Raw genomic sequence first — 20,676 nt, 5'->3', positions numbered from 1 at the left:
GTGCGTTGTCATGACGATATCGACATAAGAGACGGTGCCGACGTCACCGCGTGGGCGGCGCAGGTGGCTCGGATTGCGCGCCGTCCGCGGCATGCCGGCTCGGTGCCGCGCTGTGGCGGCCGCGCTTCGGCGGCTTCGGCGGTTTCGGCGAAGCCGCGATCTCGGTGTTGTGCCGCGATGTCATCGAACGATATGCGCGCTTGCGCAGCGACGTCGGAATCACGCGGTAGATGGCGCGGATGACCACGTTGCGCAGGAACTGCCACGGCGTCGTGAAGCCGTCGCGCAGGAAACGCCACTGCAGCCGCAGCTCGTCGCGGAACATCTCGCCGCCGCCGCGGCGTTCGTAGGCCGCCTCGTTCGTACGGTAGAGCACGAGCGTCTGCGGCACGTTGAGGAACTGCGCATGGGCGAGCATCAGACGCTCCCACAGCATGTAGTCCTCGAAGCGGCCGGAATCCTCGGGGTAGCCGCCGGCCGCGAGCACCGTCGACTTGCGGAAGACGACGCTCGGATGATGCACCGGCGACTGCATGCGCGCGTAGCGCTCCAGTTCGGGCCCCTCGGCCGGCAGCATGCGGATCTGGCCGGGCTCGTCCTCGTCGTCGCTGAATTCGCGGATCGCGCTGCCCATCACATCGATCGGGCGGCGCCCCCGCGCGCTCGTATGCGCGGCGTTCGAACGGCGCACGAACAGCGGGATGAGCGTCGCGAAACGGTTCGGCAGCGAGACATCGTCACTGTCGGCGCGCGCGACGATGTCGTATTTGCAATGCCGCAGGCCGACGTTGAGCGCATGCGCGAGGCCGCGGTTCTCCTCAAGCGGCACGATCGTCACCTGCGGCACCGGCTCGTCGGGATGCTCGGCGGCGAACCACACGGACATCGTCGACTGCAGTGTATCGAGATAGCGCTGCACCGGATCGGGCACGGCGCCGTCGCGCACGATGACGATCTGCGACGGCGGCAGGATCTGCTCGATCGTGCTCGACTGGACGGAACGCTCCACTTCACGCAACGAATTGCCCCCGTACACCGCCATCAGCAGCGTGAAGGGGGGCATCGTGTCCCGGCGTTCCGTTTGGTTCATGCAACCTATCGTAAACCACGGCCGTGGCGGCGGGTCATGCGGCGGCGGGCGCATGGCGGCCGCGGGCGTGGGAATCGGCGGCCTCGCGCGCCCCGTGCGCGGCGCCGGACCCCGTGTGCATACCGCGTTTTAAGCTGGTGCCGAATGCGCGCCGTGGCTTGCCATGACGGCGTGCGCAACGGGAACGTCCATGCGGCAGCGCCCGCGGACGTCTTCGATTCGTATGTTTTTCGGAAGGACATCTATGACCTCGAACGAGCGCAACGCCATGCCCGACCTCGTGATCGTCGGCGCCGGCATCTTCGGTCTGACGATCGCGCAGCAGGCGGTCGAGAAACTCGGCGCACAGGTGACGATCATCGACGTGCGCGACCATATCGGCGGCAACGCCTACTCGTATATGGATCCGGAGACCGGCGCCGAGATCCACAAGTACGGCGCGCATCTGTTCCACACGTCGAACGAGCGTGTTTGGGACTATGTGAACCGCTTCACCGACTTCACCGACTATGTGCACCGCGTGTACGCGACGCATGACGGCGAAGTGTTCCCGCTGCCGATCAATCTGGGCACGATCAACCAGTTCTTCCATGCGAGCTATACGCCGGCGCAGGCGAAGGCGCTCATCGAGGAGCAGGCGGGCGAGCTCGCCGGCACCGATCCGGCGAATCTCAACGACCAGGGCATCTCGCTGATCGGCCGTCCGCTGTACGAGGCGTTCATCAAGAACTACACGGCCAAGCAGTGGCAGACCGACGCGAGCGAGCTGCCGGCGAGCATCATCAAGCGCCTGCCGGTGCGCTTCAACTACAACAACCGCTACTTCAAGGACACGTGGGAGGGTCTGCCGAAGGACGGCTACACGACGTGGCTCAAGCGCATGATCGACGATCCGCGCATCAGCGTGCGTCTGGAGACCGACTTCTTCGACGAGTCGCAGCCGCTCAACAAGAAGGCGCTGCTCGAAGCCGGCGTCCCCGTCGTCTACACCGGTCCGGTCGACCGCTACTTCGACTACGATCTCGGCGAGCTCAAGTGGCGCACCGTCGACTTCAAGGAGGTGCGCTACGACGAGGGCGACCACTTCGGCTGCCCGGTGATGAACTTCTCCGACGCCGACGTGCCGTACACGCGTGCGATCGAGTTCAAGAACTTCAACCCGGAGCGCGCTGCCGAGCAGAACCCGGATAGGACCGTCGTCTGGGAGGAGTACTCGCGCTTCGCCGACCGCGACGACGAGCCGTACTATCCGATTAACACCGATGAGGACAAGGCGCTGTACGCGAAGTACAAGGCAAAGGCGGCCGAGGAGCCGAAGGTCGTCTTCGGCGGACGTCTGGGCACCTACGCGTACTACGACATGGACCAGGTCTTCGACCAGGCGCTCACGTCCTTCGCAACCGAAGTCGCACCGCTGATCGCGCAGCAGTGAACGGCGCGTTCCTGACGTCGGCGTCGTTCTCAACCCAAGAGAACCGGCGAGGGCCGGGCATGATCCATTCCGAATCGTGCCCGGCCCTCGCCGTTTTGGCTTCAGCCCCGCCACTGTTCGCCGTTCGCTCGTCGCCGCGTCACTGCGATGACATCACCGTGATGACGTCACATCGATGACGAAAGGGCTCGCCGGCGGGTCGCCGTTGTACAGCAGCCGCCGCTGCCGCGGATCGTTCGCGAGCGCATGCACCGGCGTCGAGCCATCGCGGAACTCGATGACGTACGGCGTCGTCGACCCCTCGGTCGGCGTGAACTCGGCGGTGAAGGAGCCGTCGTCGCCGACGTGGGTGACCGCCTCCTTCACGCCGTCCGCGCTAATGGCGCGCACGTTGAAGGCGTCGAAGACGGCACGGCGCGTGCGGTCGCCGGCGTGCGTCGACGGCGCCGCGTCGATGCTGCCGCGCACCGTGAGCGGCTCGTCGCGCTGGAAGACCATGTTGTCGCCGTAGAAGCCGGGCAACGTGACCGTCATGCCGCTGCCGCGCTGCGTCGCGACGACCAGCGGTTCGCCGTCATGCGGGTCGTCCTCGCCGCTGTGCGCGAGCACGCCGATGACGACGCCGCCGATGACGGCGACGACGGCGAGCACGGTCCAGACGATCGCCGTGCGCCAACGTGCGCGCGTCGCGTCGGTGTTCGCTTCCGCGGCGGAGTCGTCGTTCGTGGACGCGTCGTTTGTTTCGTGTTCCCCGGGCTGCTGTCTGCTCATGTCTCCATAGTGACTCACCGAGTTGACGATGGAGGATGCGCCGTCCATGTCGGACGACGACCTTGTCCGCCGCCGGGGATTCGGTCGTCGTGTGATGCTTTGCGGTGCGGCCTGCACCGCTGATGTTCGCCGATGCGCGGCTTCGCGATTACGGGCGGTGCATGCCGCGCCGATGGCGTTCGCTCGGTCGCGTTTTGCGATAACGACTGGCGCGGTTTGTGACCGGAGCGTTCGCCTGCATCGAGTTTTGTGAACATGCGCGGTGCGATTTGTGCCGATGATGGTCGCTTACGGGAGCTCCGGCGATCATGGGCGGTGCAATTGATGACCGGGATGGTCACTGGAGCTGGATGGTGCGGGATCAAAGCGGGGAGATTTGTGTCGGTTATGTGATGGTTGGCAGCTGAATGGGTGTGGTTGGGACGGCCGATGGCGTTCTACAGGGTTTCGCGACACGCCGTAGAGGTATTGGAATCATTGAGTTTTAGAGAAGTGGTTTGTGTTTGGTGCGGTGGTGGTGTAAGTTTTCTTCTTGCTGCCGCTCACGGCTTGCCGGTCTGGTTGATTGGTGTGGTTGTGGGTGTGTGTGGTGGTTTGAGAACTCAATAGTGTGTACTGTACTACTTCATCACATGGCCTTTGTTGGTTGTGTGGTGGTCTTTGATTGCCAGTCCGATGCCCGCCCGTGTGGTACCCGAGGGGGTTTGATGGGTGTCGGGGTTTTTGTGTGACCGTCCTTCCTTATTGGATGGTCCGTCTTTTTCTTTTGGGGCCGTTTGGCTCTTCATGAAGGTTTTTTGTGGAGGGTTCGATTCTGGCTCAGGATGAACGCTGGCGGCGTGCTTAACACATGCAAGTCGAACGGGATCCGGCCGGGCTTTGCTTGGCTGGTGAGAGTGGCGAACGGGTGAGTAATGCGTGACCAACCTGCCCCATGCACCGGAATAGCTCCTGGAAACGGGTGGTAATGCCGGATGCTCCGCACCTTCGCATGGGGGTGTGGGAAATGCTTTTGCGGCATGGGATGGGGTCGCGTCCTATCAGCTTGTTGGCGGGGTGACGGCCCACCAAGGCGTTGACGGGTAGCCGGCCTGAGAGGGTGACCGGCCACATTGGGACTGAGATACGGCCCAGACTCCTACGGGAGGCAGCAGTGGGGAATATTGCACAATGGGCGCAAGCCTGATGCAGCGACGCCGCGTGCGGGATGGAGGCCTTCGGGTTGTAAACCGCTTTTGTTCAAGGGCAAGGCGGGTCTTCGGGCCCGTTGAGTGGATTGTTCGAATAAGCACCGGCTAACTACGTGCCAGCAGCCGCGGTAATACGTAGGGTGCAAGCGTTATCCGGATTTATTGGGCGTAAAGGGCTCGTAGGCGGTTCGTCGCGTCCGGTGTGAAAGTCCATCGCTTAACGGTGGATCCGCGCCGGGTACGGGCGGGCTTGAGTGCGGTAGGGGAGACTGGAATTCCCGGTGTAACGGTGGAATGTGTAGATATCGGGAAGAACACCAATGGCGAAGGCAGGTCTCTGGGCCGTTACTGACGCTGAGGAGCGAAAGCGTGGGGAGCGAACAGGATTAGATACCCTGGTAGTCCACGCCGTAAACGGTGGATGCTGGATGTGGGGCCCTTTCCACGGGTTCCGTGTCGGAGCTAACGCGTTAAGCATCCCGCCTGGGGAGTACGGCCGCAAGGCTAAAACTCAAAGAAATTGACGGGGGCCCGCACAAGCGGCGGAGCATGCGGATTAATTCGATGCAACGCGAAGAACCTTACCTGGGCTTGACATGTGCCTGACGATCCCGGAAACGGGGTTTCCCTTCGGGGCGGGTTCACAGGTGGTGCATGGTCGTCGTCAGCTCGTGTCGTGAGATGTTGGGTTAAGTCCCGCAACGAGCGCAACCCTCGCCGCATGTTGCCAGCGGGTTATGCCGGGAACTCATGCGGGACCGCCGGGGTCAACTCGGAGGAAGGTGGGGATGACGTCAGATCATCATGCCCCTTACGTCCAGGGCTTCACGCATGCTACAATGGCCGGTACAACGCGATGCGACATGGTGACATGGGGCGGATCGCTGAAAACCGGTCTCAGTTCGGATCGCAGTCTGCAACTCGACTGCGTGAAGGCGGAGTCGCTAGTAATCGCGGATCAGCAACGCCGCGGTGAATGCGTTCCCGGGCCTTGTACACACCGCCCGTCAAGTCATGAAAGTGGGCAGCACCCGAAGCCGGTGGCCCAACCGTTTTTCGCGGGGGGAGCCGTCTAAGGTGAGGCTCGTGATTGGGACTAAGTCGTAACAAGGTAGCCGTACCGGAAGGTGCGGCTGGATCACCTCCTTTCTACGGAGTTCTGTGGGGCGCCCGTGTGGCGTCCGTTTCGGGACGATGTGTTTCCCGCCCTTGTGGGGGTGGGGGTCGTCCCTGCTGGTGTGGAAGAGATCAAGGATCTGTTGCCGGCCCTGTGGGTCGGTGGTGGTGCGGTGCATGCTGTTGGGTCCCCGGACCGCCACGCCCCTTGTGTGGGGTGGGTGTTCCGCGCCCATGGGTCCGGTGCGGCGTGTTCGTCGTGTCGTGCGGGCTTGTGGTGTGGTGGTGGTTTGAGAACTGGAGAGTGGACGCGAGCAACGGCCGCATCCGTTTGGGTGTGGTTGGTGTTCGTACTGTGAATGAACCGAGGCGCATCGGTCCGTTGTGGCTGGTGCGGCCTGGACGCATCCCTGTTGTGGGGTGTGTGTGTTCGTTCGTTTGTTTCGTGTCGGCCATGCCCTGTTGTGGGGTGTGGTTGATGTGTGTGATGATCTGATAGTCGAGTGTTCCAGTTGGACACAGTTTTGTGTTTTTCGTTGTGTGTTCGCGATGGCCGCCCATGGGTCCCTGTTGGGGCTGGTGGTCGGGTTGTTGTGAAGGGCGCAGTGGTGGATGCCTTGGCAGACAGTACCGATGAAGGACGCGTGGGGCCGCGATAGTCCTCGGGGAGCCGCCGACATGGCTTTGATCCGAGGGTTTCCGAATGGGGCAACCCGCCAGCCGTCATGGGCTGGCACCGCATGTTGTGCGGGGGGTACGCAGGGAAGTGAAACATCTCAGTACCTGCAGGAGAGGATACTCCGTGAGTAGTGGCGAGCGAAAGCGGATGATGGCTAAACCGTGGTCGTGTGATACCCGTCGGGGGTTGCGGCTTCGGTGTCGTGGGAGCGTGTGTCCCGGTGCCGACGTGCCGGGCGTCAGTGATAAAACCGTGTGTGAGGCGAACCGGGTTGGATACCGGGCCGTAGAGGGTGATGGCCCCGTAGCCGAACGCGCATGGTCTGGCGATCGCGTCTCCCGAGTAGCGCGGGCCTCGTGGAATCCCGTGTGAATCCGCCCAGACCGTTGGGTAAGCCTGAGTATAGCTGTCTGACCGATAGTGGACGAGTACCGTGAGGGAAAGGTGAAAAGCACCCCGGGAGGGGAGTGAAAGAGTTCCTGAAACCGTGCGCCTACGAACCGTCGGAGCCTGGATTCGTCCGGGTGACGGCGTGCCTATCGAAAAATGAGTCTGCGAGTCAGTGGCATGTGGCGAGCATAAGCCGTGTGGCGTATGCGTAGCGAAAGCGAGTCTGAAAAGGCGTTTTTCAGTCGCGTGTCCTGGACCCGAAGCGGGATGATCTAGCCCTGGGCAGGTTGAAGCGTGGGTAAGACCGCGTGGAGGACCGCACCCACTTAGGTTGAAAACTGAGGGGATGACCTGGGGTTAGGGGTGAAAGGCCAATCAAATTCCGTGATAGCTGGTTCTCTCCGAAATGCATTTAGGTGCAGCGTCGGTTGATTGCGCGCAGGGGGTAGAGCTACTGGATGCTTGCGGGCCCGTACCGGGTACCAACAGCAACCAAACTCCGAATACCTGTCGCGTGTATGCCGGCGGTGAGTCGGCGGGGGATAAGCTCCGTCGTCGAGAGGGAGACAGCCCAGACCGTCGTCTAAGGTCCCCAAGCGCGTGCTAAGTGGGAAAGGATGTGGAGTCGCATAGACAGCCAGGAGGTTGGCTCAGAAGCAGCCATCCTTGAAAGAGTGCGTAACAGCTCACTGGTCTAGTGGTTCCGCGCCGACAATGTAGCGGGGCTCAAGCACGCCACCGAAGACGCGGACGCCAGTTTGTCTGGCGTGGTAGGAGAGCGTCCCTTGAGGGTCGAAGCCGCCGGGGAACCGTGTGGTGGACTTCAGGGGAGTGAGAATGCAGACATGAGTAGCGAGAGCAGGGTGAGGATCCCTGCCGCTGGATGACCAAGGGTTCCAGGGCCACGTTCGTCGTCCCTGGGTGAGTCGGGTCCTAAGGCGAGGCCGACAGGCGTAGTCGAATGGATGAACGGGTCGATATTCCCGTACCGGCCGCATGACCGATCAGCGGTCCCTTGACCGATCGCGTGTTTCCATCGGATCCGTCCTTCCTTCGGGTTGGTCGGTGATGTTCGGGTTCGCGCGTGGCGTCCTGGGGTCGAGCGCATGGAGTGACGCGGACGGGTAGCCGGCCGGGGAGGTGGTTTTCCCTGGTCAAGCGTGCGGCCCCGCCCCCAGGCAAATCCGGGGGCAGCATGGGGCGAGGCGTGATGATGGGGGCCTTGATGGCCCGATATCCGGTGATCCCGTCGGCCGAGAAAAGCTTCGGCGCGAGGTGGGCGGCCGCCCGTACCCCAAACCGACACAGGTGGTCAGGTAGAGTATACCGAAGCGAGCGAGCGAATCCTGGTCAAGGAACTCGGCAAACCGCTCCCGTGCCTTCGGCATAAGGGAGACCCCCCGCGGTGGGACGTCCTTGCGGCGTCGAGCGGTGGGGGGTGGCACAAGCCAGGGGGTAGCGACTGTTTACCAAAAACACAGGTGCATGCCAAGACGCAAGTCGCCGTATATGCACTGACGCCTGCCCGGTGCCGGAAGGTTAAGAGGATCCATCAGCGCTTTGCGCGAAGTGGTGAATTCAAGCCCCGGTAAACGGCGGTGGTAACTATAACCATCCTAAGGTAGCGAAATTCCTTGTCGGGTAAGTTCCGACCTGCACGAATGGCGTAACGACTTCCCCGCTGTCTCGACCAGGAGCTCGGCGAAATTGCAGTACGAGTAAAGATGCTCGTTAAGCGCAGAAGGACGAAAAGACCCCGGGACCTTTACTATACCTTGGTATTGGCATCAGGTGCGGATTGTGTAGCATAGGCGGGAGACTGTGAGGCATGCACGCCAGTGTGTGTGGAGTCGGCCAGTGAAATACCGCTCTGTCCCCATCTGATGCCTAACCCGGACAAGTCAGCCTTGTCGGGGAGAGTGCCTGGCGGGTAGTTTAACTGGGGCGGTTGCCTCCCAAAGAGTAACGGAGGCGCTCAAAGGTCCGCTCGGCCCGGTTGGCAATCGGGTGTCGAGTGTAATCGCACAAGCGGGCTTGACTGCGAGATCGACGGATCGAGCAGGGACGAAAGTCGGAGATAGTGATCCGGTGCCGGCGTACGGACGCGGCATCGCTCAACGGATAAAAGGTACCCCGGGGATAACAGGCTGATCATTCCCAAGAGTCCATATCGACGGGATGGTTTGGCACCTCGATGTCGGCTCGTCGCATCCTGGGGCTGGAGCAGGTCCCAAGGGTTCGGCTGTTCGCCGATTAAAGCGGCACGCGAGCTGGGTTCAGAACGTCGTGAGACAGTTTGGTCTCTATCCTCTGCGCTCGTTGGAATCCTGAGGAGGCCTGCCCATAGTACGAGAGGACCTGGGTGGACGAACCTCTGGTATGCCGGTTGTCGCGCCAGCGGCACGGCCGGTTGGCTACGTTCGGGAGGGATAACCGCTGAAAGCATCTAAGCGGGAAGCCCGCTCCAAGATAAGGATTCCTGACACCCCTCCGGGGGTGTGTGAGACCCCACATGAGACCATGTGGTCGATAGACCGGACGTGGAAGCCCCGCAAGGGGTGGAGCCGACCGGCACTAACGGTCGAAGACGACCCCCACCGCGACCCATCGCGCGGCACACGCGTGCGGGACACGCGACCATCGGGAGTCACACGGCAAAGCATCGAACACGCGAACAGACGACGACACATCGTCCCGGTACGAACACGCAGCGCGTCCACCATCCGGTCCCCAAACCAACCACCAACCGGCCCGACGGGTCGGGAACATGGATAACAGAACAACAAGTCTTGCGGCGGTCACAGCCCAGGGGAGACGCCCGGCCCCATTCCGAACCCGGAAGCTAAGACCTGGCACGGCGATGGTACTGCACCCGACAGGGTGTGGGAGAGTAGCACGCCGCCGCACCCACACTTCACACGAAAGCCCCGAATCGGCACACCGGTCCGGGGCTTTCCCATACCCACACCCCGAAACCAGCGGACAACCCAACAACACCCCAACCAACAAACCTTCGCCTTTTTGCGAATGCATGATGCATCGCATGGACCTACAATGGAACACGACTGCATTGTCCTGTCGTGGACGGATCACGGCAGCCATCGAATCGGGGAATGATGCGCAAACGTGTGACGCTCAAGGAGATCGCCAAGGAGGCCGAAGTGTCGCCGGCGGCGGTCTCGCTCGTACTCAACAACAAGCCGTCGCGCATCGCCAAGGAGACGCAGCAGCGCATCCGGGAGATCGCCGCACGGCTCAACTATGTCGTCAATGAGAACGCGCGCGGCCTCGTCACGAACGAGACGCATCTGATCGCGCTCATCGTTCCGGACATCGAGAATATGTTCTTCGCGTCGCTTGCCCGGCATCTCGAGGAGGCGTGCCACGAAGCCGGCTATGCGCTGTTTTTGTCCAATTCGAACGATCTGCGCGCGAACGAAAGTGCGCTGATGACGAACTACCTCGCGCGCGACATCGACGGGATGCTGCTCATCCCGTCACTGGAGTCGTACCGCCATACGCGGCAGCTGCAGCGTCAGATCGCGGACGCGCATTGCCCCGTCACGCTCATCGACCGTCTCGTCACGGCACGCATCTGCGACGGCGTCGCCTTCGACAATACGCAGGGTGGCAGGCTCGCGGCGCAACGACTGCTCGAGGCGCGCCATCGTCGCTTCGCATGCATCAGCGGGCAGGTCGATGACGTCAACGCGGGCAATCGCATGCGCGGATTCGTCGACGTCCTACACGGCCATCACATCACCGATGATGACATCCTGGTGCTCAACGGCAACTACCGTTTCGGCAGCGGCTATGCGCTTGCGGACCGTGTGCTTGATTTCGGCGCGACCGCGCTGTTCTGCTGCAACGACCTGATGGCGATGGGCGTCATGCAGCGGCTCGCCGAGCTCGGCCTGCATGTGCCCGAGGCATTGTCGATCATCGGATACGACAACATCCTGCGGCGCTTCGGCATGGCGTCCAGACTCACGACGATCGAACAGGATGTGCACAAGCTCGCCGTGCGCAGCTGGGAATGCCTGTACCGCCATATCCGGCGGCACGACACCGGGAAGGACTGCGTCACGGCGACGCGGACGTCGCTGCTCACCCCGCAGCTCGTCGAGGGCGAGACCGTCGCATAGGCGCTCCGCGCCTCGGCGGCATCGACACCGGAAGAGAACACGCCACTCCCATTCCTCTTTTGGCGGAACTTCGCACGATGGTCTATGATGAACGTAGTTCTTTGATAAAACGTTTTACCAAAGAGCGGCAGCCAACAGTCCAACTTCGTCGACGACGACGTGGTATTTCAAGGAAGAAGGAAGGACGAAGCGATGAAGAAGCTCATTTTGGATCTGGATACCGGTGTCGATGACGCGCTCGCCATCTCCTACGCGTTGGGCAGCCCGGAAATCGAACTCATCGGCATCACCGGCACCTACGGCAATGTGCTCATGGAGCAGGGCGTGCGCAATGCACTCGCGATAACCGACCTGCTCGGACATCCCGAGGTCCCGGTGTACAAGGGCCTGCCCCATGCGAGCACGAAGGATTCGTTCGAAGTGCTCCCGATCTCCTCATTCATCCACGGGGACAACGGCATCGGCGACGTCGCCATCCCGGATTCGGACCGCGAGGCCGAAAGCGAGCCGGCCGTCGACTTCATCATCGACGCGGCGAAGACCTACGGCGACGACCTCGTCTATGTGCCGACGGGTCCGCAGACGAACATCGCCGCCGCGTTCAAGAAGGCGCCGGAGATCGCCGACCAGCTCGGCTCGATCGTGCTCATGGGCGGCTCGCTGACGGTGCCGGGCAACGTGAACGCGTGGACCGAAGCCAACATCTCCCAGGATCCGGACGCCGCGGATTACGTATTCCGCCACACGAAGCATGCGACGATGGTCGGTCTCGACGTGACGTTGCAGACGCTGCTCACCTACAAGGAGACGCAGACCTGGCGCGATCTGGGCAATGCGGCGGGCGCGTTCCTCGCCGACATGACCGATTTCTACATCAAGGCCTACGAGACCACGGCGCCGCACCTCGGCGGCTGCGGGCTGCACGATCCGCTCGCCGTCGGCGTCGCCGTCGATCCCACGCTCGTCACCGTCCATCCGATCAACATGAAGGTCGACGTCGAGGGTCCGACCCGTGGCCGCACGATCGGCGACGAGGAACGTCTCAACGATCCGCACAAGACGATGGGCGTCGCGCTCGGCGTCGATGTGCCGAGGTTCCTCGACGAATTCATGACCCGCATCACGAACGTCGCGCGTCAGGCCGTCTGAGCCCCGCGCCTACAACCGCCATCATTCCCGTATCAAACAAGGACCAATCATGAGTGCCACAACTGACAATGTCGTCAAGCAGGACGCACCGGATCTCGAAGCGCAGAACAAGATGGCCGTGCGCGCCCTCATCCTGCTGCTCATCACCTTCATCCTCGGCACGCTGTGCCTCCAAGGCTTCAACCTGGTGTTCACCAACATCGGCAACGACGTCGGGGCGCCGGAACAGGCGGCGCTGATCACGAGCCTGCCGAGCATCGTGCTCGGCATCGTCTGCTTCATCTACGGTTCGCTCGGCGATTTCGTCTCGCTCAAGAAGCTGATCGTATTCGGTCTGGTCACGCTGTTCGTGGGATCGCTGTTCGGATTCATCGCGAACTTCTTCTTCACGAAGAACCTGTGGACGGTGATCATCGCCCGCATGCTGCAGACCGCGGGCGAGCAGGTCTCGGGCTCCGTCTATCTGGTCATCGCCACGAAGTACCTGAAGAAGGAACTCAAGGTGATCTTCTTCGGCCTGTTCACGGCCGGCTATCAGATCTCCGCGGCCATCGGCGTCTTCGCCGCCGGCCTGCTCACCTCGATCGCATGGCAGTACCTGTTCCTCATCCCGGCCGTCACCATCGTGTTCCTGCCGTTCCTGCTGCACCTGCTGCCGAACCGCCGCGGCGGCTCGCAGCACGTGGACTGGGCCGGATTCGTCATCTTCGGCCTCGCCTCGGCCTTCCTCTCGCTGTTCTTCTCGTACAACAAGTGGTGGATGCTCGGCGTGTGCGCCGCGCTGTTCGTGATCTTCGCGGTGTACATCAACAAGGCCGACGATCCGTTCATCACGCCGGCGTTCTTCAAGAACACGCGCTGGCTCGCGGGCATCATGCTCATCGTGCTGTTCTACTTCACCAACTACTGCGTCTCGCCGATCTTCAACGGCATGGGCGGCGCGCTGTACGACATGGACGTGACGCAGGTCTCCCAGTACATTGTGTGGGCCTTCATCGTGGCCGCCGTCTTCGGTACCACCTCGGGCTGGATCGTCGGCAAGATCGGCCGCACGCCGGCCATCGTGCTCGCATCGCTGTTCATGATGTGCGGATTCATCGGTTCGGCGCTGTGCGTGAACACGAACTTCGCGCTGCTCACGGTCTTCGCCTGCATGTTCTACGCCGGCTGCGGCCTGATGTACTCGCCTGTCGTCTCCACCGTGCTGGACACGCTGCCGGTCGATGAGTCCGGACGCGGCGTCGGCATGAACGATCTCGTGATGAACGTGACCGCCTCGATCGGCATCGCCGTCTTCGGCGCGCAGCTGGGGGCGACGACGCTCGGCGGCGGATCGCTCATCGGCGCGACCGGACCGGCCGCCGTCTACTCGAACCTGCTGCTCATCGCCGCCGGCGTCGTCGCTCTCGGCCTCATCTGGTTCGTCGTGTTCCATAAGAAGATCTACGCCGGTGAGAGCGCACAGGAACAGAAGACCGTCGACCAGCCGCAGGAGGTCCAGGAGGTGCTCGACCCCGTCAAGTGACGCGGTCTGGGGCGTCCTCCGCCGATATGACGCGAGGACGCCCCGTCCTCCATGCGACGCACGACCGATCGCACGGCACAATGAACGCACAGGAAAAAGGAGAGCTCATGAACACCACGCAGACACTCGATCTGCTTGACCGCATCCATGGTTCGGTATCGGTTGTCGGATCGATGAACGCGGATTACACCGTCACCACCGAACGTCTTCCCGGGCCGGGCGAGACGGTCACCGGAGGGCCGTTGCAGGTCCTGCCCGGCGGCAAGTCCGGCAATCAGGCCGCCGCGGCGGCGAAGCTCGGCGCCACGGTCCGCATGTTCGGGGCCGTCGGCTCCGACGCCAACGCCGATTTCCTGCTCGGCAGCCTCGCCGACGCCGGCGTGAACATCAACGGCATCCGCAAGGTGTTGGGCCCCAGTGGCACCACCGTGATCACCGTGGACTCGACGGGCGAGAACACGATCGTCTACTCCCCGGGATCCAACGCCAACGTCAGCGTGGAGTACGTGGAATCGCAGCGGGAGCTGCTCACCGCGTCCTCGGTGCTCGGCCTGTGCCTGGAAAGCCCGTTGGAGACGGTGACCGCATGCGCCAGGATGTGCCACGAGGCCGGCGTCAAGGTGCTCGTCAACGATTCGCCCTTCCTGCCGCAGCTGCCCGCCGAGCTCATCGCCAACGCCGACATCCTGCTCGTCAATGAGCATGAGCTCGCACAGCTGCTGCACATCGACGAACCCGAGGACGACGACTGGGACGGCTTCGACTGGGCCTACGCGCAGGGCAGGCTGCACGACTTCGGGTTCCGGCAGGCGATTGTCACACTGGGCGGCGACGGCTCGGTCGTGCTCGACGAGGACGCGCAGGAATCCATCGTCCGCATCCCGCCGGTGCGTGTGGCCGCCGTGGACACCACCGGTTGCGGCGACTCCTTCATGGGCACGGTGCTTGCGGCGCTCGCCTCCGGCATGACGCTGCGGGAGGCCGCCTGGCTCGCCTCGTACGTATCCGCCTATGCGGCGACCGGCTACGGTGCGCAGGCGTCCTACGGCACGAGCGTGCAGATTCGCGACATGTTCGCGTTGAAGCGCTGAGGCAAACGCTCGTATGCATGGGGGGCGGCCGTCCCGATCGGGGACGGCCGCCCCCCCATGCATACGAACAGGGCGTCACGCGTAGATGTTGCGCGTGCGCATGTCCTCGGGTAGCCCGTTGAGCAGATTCGAGACGGAACGCGATTCGAAGACCGAACGGATGCCGGCGGCGAGCAGCGGCGCCGTCGAAAGCACCGTCATGTTCGGCAGGCGCTTCTCCTCGGGGATCGGCACTGTGTCCATCAGCACGATCTCCTTCGCGCCGCTGTCGCGCAGACGCTCGACCGCCGGTCCGGACAGCAGGCCGTGCGTCGCGACGAGCGTGACCGACTTCGCGCCATGCTCGTGGAGCGTGCGTACGGCCTCGCAGATCGTGCCGGCCGTGTCGATCATGTCGTCGACGACGACGCAGTCGCGGCCCTTGACGTCGCCGATGATGCCGTGGGCGACCGCATGGTTCGGACGCGTCGTGTCGCGGGTCTTGTGGATGAAGGCGAGCGGCAGGCCGCCGAGCTTCGCCGCCCACTGCTCCGAGACCTTGATGCGGCCGGCGTCGGGGGAGACGATCGTCGTGTTGTTGAGCGGCAGACGGTTGCGCATGTAGTCGAGCAGCACCGGCATCGCCGTCAGATGGTCGACCGGGCCATTGAAGAAGCCCTGCTCCTGCGCGGCGTGCAGGTCGACGGTCATGACGCGGTCGGCGCCGGCCGCGTCGAGCAGCGAGAACATCAGCTTCGCGGTGATCGGCTCACGGCCCAGATGCTTCTTGTCCTGACGAGAATAGCCGAAGAACGGCGCGACGACGGTGATCGACCGCGCCGACGCGCGCTTGGCGGCATCGATCATGATCAGCTGTTCCATGATCCATTTGTTGATCGGCTGCGTATGCGCCTGCATGATGAACACGTCGGCGCCGCGGACGGGTTCGGTGAACCGCACGTACATCTCGCCGTTCGCGAAGTCATAGGCCGTCGTTGGCAGGACCTCGGTGCCGAGATAATGCGCGGTTTCCTCAGCTTGTTCCGGATAGGCGCGTCCTGTGACGAGTGCGAGTCGTTTATCGGGTGTGCCTTCGAGAACTGCAGACATGGTTCGCCTTTCAAATGCGTGGGAGTACCCGTGGTTCAAGCAACACCAATATAACAATGTGTCTGTATGTGCATCGGGCGCCGTTCGGCCGTCAGCGCGACGCGAAGGGCGGCGTGCGAGGCCTTGCGCGGCGAAACGCGCGGGAACCATGCGGCGCCGACGGCCGGATGTGTCCTGCTTCGCGGCTATGCTATGAAAGTTGCTCTAAACCGGGTGTGCCTTTGGCTGCCCGGAACACGGCACAAACGCATACACACTCCTGTCACGGAACGTCCGTGGCCGAAAGTCCGAAGGAGGTGGGTGATGTCTGCGCATAAGTACGAAATGATGTTCATTGCCGATCCTGAACTGGATGATAACGGTCTGAAGAAGCTGACTGATCAGCACATGGAGATCGTCACCAAGGAAGGCGGTTCCGTCGAGAACATCGATATCTGGGGACGCCGCAAGCTCGCTTACGAGATCGATGGCAAGAACGAAGGCAACTACGTCGTCGTGACGTATAGCTGCGAACCGCAGGTCAGCGACGAGCTCGACCGCGTCATGAACCTGAACGAAGCGATCGTTCGCACGAAGATCATCCGTAAGTAATTCCGCTGTAGGTTTGTGCACTAAGGATAGGCAGGCAAGACATGGCAGGTGAAACCATCATCACGATCACGGGCAATCTGACCCGCGATCCGGAACTGCGCACCGTGGGCAGTGGCTCGACGGTCGTCAACTTCACCATCGCTTCGTCCACGCGTACGTTCAACCGGAACACCAACCAGTGGGAGGACAGCGACACGCTGTTCATGAACTGCTCGGCGTGGGATTCGGCACGCACCTCGCTTGCGTCGAACATCGCGAACACACTGTCCAAGGGCATGTCCGTCATCGCCCAGGGCCGTCTGACACAGCGCTCGTATCAGGCGCAGGACGGCTCGCAGCGCACCGTCGTCGAACTGCGCGTCGAGGACATCGGTCCTTCGCTGCGTCGTGCGACTGCACAGGTCCAGCGTCAGTCCGCAAGCTCCGGCTTCGTCGGCAATCAGCAGGGCGGCTACAACAACGCCCCCGCCGGCAACGCGAATCGTGGAGGATATCAGGGCGGTGCCGCCTACAACGGCGGCGCGAGCAGCTACGGCGCTCCGCAGCAGCCGCAGCAGGCTCCGGCCACTGACCCGTGGGGCGAGTCCTCGCAGTCCTCGAGCTCGAGCTTCGGCAGCTTCGGGACGAGCGAATTCGGTGGCAACGGCGACGAGGACGATTTCTAAGCCCCGGGCCGCATCCGAGTCCAACATCGCAATACCACAGCATCACATCATTTCATTTATAAGGAGACCATAGATGTCACGCAAGAGGCCGCAGCCGCCGGTGAAGCCGTTCAAGAAGAAGCCGAACCCGCTCAAGGCTGCCAAGGTTACCGAGATCGATTACAAGGACGTTGCGCTGCTGCGCAAGTTCATCTCCGATCGCGGCAAGATCCGTTCCCGTCGCATCACCGGCGTCACCGTTCAGGAGCAGCGCGAGATCTCGAAGGCGATCAAGAACGCCCGCGAGATGGCTCTGCTGCCGTACGCCACCAACGGCCGCTGATTCTAGGAGGAGTTGAAGATGGCAACCACCAAGGTTATTCTCAAGCAGTCCGTCAACAATCTGGGTCATGCCGGCGACATCGTTGAGGTCAAGCTCGGCTACGCCCGCAACTACCTGATTCCGCAGGGCTACGCCCTCGCCTGGTCGAAGGGCGCCGCCGCTCAGGCCGAAGCCATGAAGCGCGCTCGCCTCGCCAAGGCCGTCGCCACCCGTGAGGGCGCCGTCGAGGCCAAGGGCATCATCGAAGGCATCGCGGTCGAGATCCCGGCGAAGGTTTCCGAGTCCGGCAAGCTCTTCGGCGGCATCTCGAATGAGCAGATCGCCAAGGCGCTCGCCGACAAGGTCGCGGTCGATCCGAAGGCGATCACCGTCGAATCGATCAAGACGACCGGCGAATTCCCGGCCACCGTCGCCCTGCACCCGGAGATCACCGCGAACTTCTTTGTGAAGGTCGTCGCCGAATGACCCCGCCGGTCGCATCGATGACGATCCGATTCGTCCGATGCGGCCACCACAGACCTGATACCGTCTGAGCTTAAGCATACGAAAGTCCCCGCAGCCGATCGGCTGCGGGGACTTTCCGTTTGTGGCTATCCGCGGTCCGTGGACGCTCAGTCGTCGCCGTCGTCGCCGAGCTCGATCGTGAGCTTGTCGCCGTCCACGCTGAAGGTGCCGGTCATCTGATTCATCGACGTGCTGCCGTCCTCCGGCTCCCAGCCGTCCGAATCCTTCTCCTCGTAGGTGTATTTGACCTCGACGCCGTAGTCGGTCGAGAAGGTGCCGTAGTCGGTGTCCACCTGCACATCCGGGTAGTCGCTGATTGACCACGTGAAGTTGCGCACGTTCTTCTCGTTGTAGGCGTACACGCTGAACGGGCAGCCCTTCGGATCGAGATCGGTGGACTTCTCGCATTCGTCGAGCTTCTCGTCCACCTTCTGCTGGATCGCGTCGGTCAATGCGTCGGTGGCCTCGACGGAGAGCGTCGCGCGCGCGTCCGACGATGAGTCGTCGCCGTTCGCGATGATCTCCGTCGTCTTCGACGACAGATACTTCGACTTGCCCGCCGAGACGCCGTAGGTGCCCGGATAGACGGTGAACGCCCAGGCGTCGTCGGACGCGTTCTTCGCGTTCTTCTCGGTGACCTCGACGCCGTTGACGGCGATCGCCGAGATCGCCTCCGGCTTCGTGACGACGATCGTCGTCGTCATCGGCTCGGCGACGCCCCAGTCGGTGAAGAACACCGCCTTGCTGCCACGCTTGATCATCTTGAGGTCATGCGAGACCTCCTTGCCGTCGAGCGTGTACGAGACGGTGACGATCTTCGAATTGCCGTTCGCCTTCTCCTTGATGACCTGCGCGTTGGAGATGCGTCCGCTCTTCGGCGCGGCGTTGCTCGTCAGCAGCTTCATCTGGTCGTTCTTGACCTGCGGCTTGGCGATGCTGTTCGCACGGTCGAAGTCGCCCGATTCGATCGCCGCGATGTACTGCTTCGCCGTCGCCGACGCGCTGAACGTCGACGAATTGAGCACCGAGAAGACGATCGACAGCACGATGACCAGACCGACGACGACGCCGCCGATGATGAGCCACATCTTCGTCTGCGGTGACATCGGCTTGCGCGTCGCGGTGGTCGCCGGAGCGCCCACCGCCGGCATGGCGCTGGGCACGGCCGGCCCCGTCGGTGCGCCGCTCGTCGGCATTGCAGGGGCGACGCCCGGCGCGGGCATCGCCGCGGGCGCTTGTGCGGCGCCGGGGACGCCGGAAGCGGGCATCGCGAAGGCCGCGGTCGTGTTCGAGACGCCGGCAGGCGTCGCCATCGTCACCGATTCGGCGACGATGGCGACGTTCGGATCATGACGCGTCGAATGCAGCCCCTGACGCACGGTGCCGCCGGCAAGGATCGGCCAGATGCCGGACAGCGACTGGATGACCGTCGGACCGAGCAGACGGGCGACGGCCTCGATGATGAAGGACCACAGCGCCGCGATCAGACAGAACCACAGCGCCGGCACGATCTGGTAGCTCATGTTGGTGGTGGAGCCCGCGATACCGCTGACACCGCCCTGCACCGCCATGAACAGATACGGCGTGATGAGCCAGAATGCCAGCCAGAACACTGGAGCCTGCCAGCAGAACCGCCAGGCGGCGTAGTACGGGTCGTAGGCGTTGCGTGCGGCGGCGCGCAGCGCGACGTAGAAGCCGCACAGCAGATAGAGGACGAACATCAGCCACAGGGCCCACGTGTAGTCGAAGGTCTCCATCACATCCGAGCTGAACAGCGAGATTGATATCGGGCTTGCGCCGCTGGGGCCGATCTCGATGGCGCCGAAGGAGCCGATGACGACGCTCCAGGAGCTGAGCGCCGGCAGCACGACCGGCAGGAAGGCCCACAGCGCTCCCGCGCCTGGCTCGAGGCCGCTCATCTTCGACGACGCGATGATCATGACGATGAGCGCGACGACGGTCGACACGACGACATAGCAGGCCGCCGATTCGACGACGGTGCGGCGGAATCCGCGGACACGATGCGCCCACGTCCACGCGGCGGTGAAGACGTTCGACTCATCGGCGGTCGTGTCGGCGAGGAAATAGCCGATGAGCGCGCCGATCGTCGCGAGGATGAACACCATCGCGAAGGTGCGGAACGTCGCTCCGGACACGGTGATGAAATTCGAGTCCTCGGTATAGGAGTAGCGCATGATCGCGGTGAGCAGCAGCACGACGAGGCCGGAGACGACGCCGACGGCGAAGGAGCTGACGACGCCGGCCCAGCGGAAGCGGATCGCCGCCTTGCGCGCCATCATGAACGCGCCGAACGCGCAGCCGACGATGAGCGCATAGCCGATCCACGACAGCGGCACGTAGGAGGAGCCGGAGCCCATCACGTCGCCGTTCACGCCGCCCTTCAGGCCGAGCGCACCGGAGACGCCAAGCGCGAGATAGGCGCCCAGACGATGGAAGAAGTTGAGATTGGTCAGCGGCTCGCTCAGATCGTTCGAGTCAATCAGATTCTGCAGCACGCCCCACGAAATGAGCATGCCGAACAGCGCCATGACGATCGCGGCGCCGATACCGATGCCGGCGGAGGTGCCGAAGGCGGCGAGCTGCTGCGGCGTGATCTGCATCGGAGCCTTCGGCGTGGCCGGCTGCGGCGCCGGTGCGGCGGCCATCGGGATGCCGGGGACGGGCGGCACCGTCGGTGCGCCGGGAGCCGCGGGCATCGCCGGCGCGGCCTGCGGTGCGGGCGCGGGCTGCGGGATGGCGGGCATCGGAGCCGCCGCGGGAGCCGGAGCGGCAGGTGCGGCCGGCGTTGCAGCGTACGGCGGCAGCGTCGCCGTCGGCTGATAGCCGGGAGCCGGTGCGGTGGGATAAGCGGGCGCGGCCGGCGCGGCCGGCTGCGGAGGAACGGCGGCCTGCGTCTGCTGGTTCAC

General features: G+C 63.2%; 13 protein-coding genes and 3 rRNA genes. 12 read left to right on the top strand and 4 right to left on the bottom strand.

The annotated features are described in order from the left end of the window. Positions 1-43: 43 nt before the first annotated feature. Positions 44-1,090, bottom strand: coding sequence for a glycosyltransferase (locus BcFMB_RS01725; protein WP_232513840.1), 1,047 nt, complete (start codon positions 1,088-1,090; stop codon positions 44-46). 244 nt (positions 1,091-1,334) lie between these two features. On the opposite strand from BcFMB_RS01725, the gene glf reads away from it, so the two are divergent. Further along, positions 1,335-2,522, top strand: a complete 1,188-nt coding sequence (gene glf, locus BcFMB_RS01720; protein WP_099720875.1) for a UDP-galactopyranose mutase — start codon at positions 1,335-1,337, stop codon at positions 2,520-2,522. A gap of 153 nt (positions 2,523-2,675) precedes the next feature. On the opposite strand, the gene BcFMB_RS01715 is transcribed toward glf, so the two are convergent. Continuing rightward, positions 2,676-3,293, bottom strand: a complete 618-nt coding sequence (locus BcFMB_RS01715; RefSeq protein ID WP_099720874.1) for a hypothetical protein — start codon at positions 3,291-3,293, stop codon at positions 2,676-2,678. Positions 3,294-4,089: 796 nt separating this feature from the next. Here BcFMB_RS01715 and BcFMB_RS01710 point away from each other — a divergent pair. From BcFMB_RS01710 to BcFMB_RS01680, 7 genes are all read left to right on the top strand, one after another. After that, a 16S ribosomal RNA gene (locus tag BcFMB_RS01710) occupies positions 4,090-5,632 on the top strand. 551 nt (positions 5,633-6,183) lie between these two features. Continuing rightward, positions 6,184-9,265: ribosomal RNA gene (locus BcFMB_RS01705) — 23S ribosomal RNA — on the top strand. A gap of 193 nt (positions 9,266-9,458) precedes the next feature. Then, a 5S ribosomal RNA gene (gene rrf / locus BcFMB_RS01700) occupies positions 9,459-9,575 on the top strand. Together the 16S, 23S and 5S rRNA genes form the textbook arrangement of a ribosomal RNA operon. A gap of 206 nt (positions 9,576-9,781) precedes the next feature. Next, on the top strand, positions 9,782-10,813 hold the full coding sequence (locus BcFMB_RS01695) for a LacI family DNA-binding transcriptional regulator (protein ID WP_232513839.1): 1,032 nt from the start codon (positions 9,782-9,784) through the stop codon (positions 10,811-10,813). Positions 10,814-11,005: 192 nt separating this feature from the next. Continuing rightward, on the top strand, positions 11,006-11,962 hold the full coding sequence (locus BcFMB_RS01690; RefSeq protein ID WP_024540209.1) for a nucleoside hydrolase: 957 nt from the start codon (positions 11,006-11,008) through the stop codon (positions 11,960-11,962). Positions 11,963-12,011: 49 nt separating this feature from the next. Beyond that, positions 12,012-13,487, top strand: a complete 1,476-nt coding sequence (locus BcFMB_RS01685) for an MFS transporter (RefSeq protein WP_024540210.1) — start codon at positions 12,012-12,014, stop codon at positions 13,485-13,487. A gap of 107 nt (positions 13,488-13,594) precedes the next feature. Next, positions 13,595-14,578 carry a ribokinase gene (locus tag BcFMB_RS01680; protein ID WP_099720873.1) on the top strand — a complete coding sequence of 328 codons (984 nt, stop codon included), beginning with the start codon at positions 13,595-13,597 and terminating at the stop codon, positions 14,576-14,578. 75 nt (positions 14,579-14,653) lie between these two features. Here the strand turns inward: BcFMB_RS01680 and BcFMB_RS01675 are convergent, their stop codons facing one another. After that, positions 14,654-15,667, bottom strand: a complete 1,014-nt coding sequence (locus BcFMB_RS01675) for a ribose-phosphate diphosphokinase (protein ID WP_099720872.1) — start codon at positions 15,665-15,667, stop codon at positions 14,654-14,656. 303 nt (positions 15,668-15,970) lie between these two features. On the opposite strand from BcFMB_RS01675, the gene rpsF reads away from it, so the two are divergent. The 4 genes from rpsF to rplI all read left to right on the top strand — a co-directional run bounded on the left by rpsF (position 15,971) and on the right by rplI (position 17,710). Further along, positions 15,971-16,258, top strand: a complete 288-nt coding sequence (rpsF, locus tag BcFMB_RS01670; RefSeq protein ID WP_024540213.1) for a 30S ribosomal protein S6 — start codon at positions 15,971-15,973, stop codon at positions 16,256-16,258. A gap of 41 nt (positions 16,259-16,299) precedes the next feature. After that, the gene (locus tag BcFMB_RS01665; RefSeq protein ID WP_099720871.1) at positions 16,300-16,923 is read left to right on the top strand and encodes a single-stranded DNA-binding protein; all 624 of its coding nucleotides are present in this window, start codon (positions 16,300-16,302) and stop codon (positions 16,921-16,923) included. Positions 16,924-16,996: 73 nt separating this feature from the next. Next, on the top strand, positions 16,997-17,245 hold the full coding sequence (gene rpsR, locus BcFMB_RS01660; RefSeq protein WP_024540215.1) for a 30S ribosomal protein S18: 249 nt from the start codon (positions 16,997-16,999) through the stop codon (positions 17,243-17,245). 18 nt (positions 17,246-17,263) lie between these two features. Further along, entirely contained in the window at positions 17,264-17,710 is a 447-nt protein-coding gene (rplI, locus tag BcFMB_RS01655; protein ID WP_024540216.1) for a 50S ribosomal protein L9, read from the top strand. A 146-nt stretch (positions 17,711-17,856) separates the two neighbouring features. On the opposite strand, the gene BcFMB_RS09460 is transcribed toward rplI, so the two are convergent. Beyond that, positions 17,857-20,676, bottom strand: coding sequence for a hypothetical protein (locus BcFMB_RS09460; RefSeq protein WP_232513838.1), 2,820 nt, complete (start codon positions 20,674-20,676; stop codon positions 17,857-17,859).

The sequence above is a fragment of the Bifidobacterium choerinum genome (assembly GCF_002761235.1).
Classification (GTDB): Bacteria; Actinomycetota; Actinomycetes; order Actinomycetales; family Bifidobacteriaceae; genus Bifidobacterium; species Bifidobacterium choerinum.
This window is presented reverse-complemented; position numbering and strand designations above follow the sequence as displayed.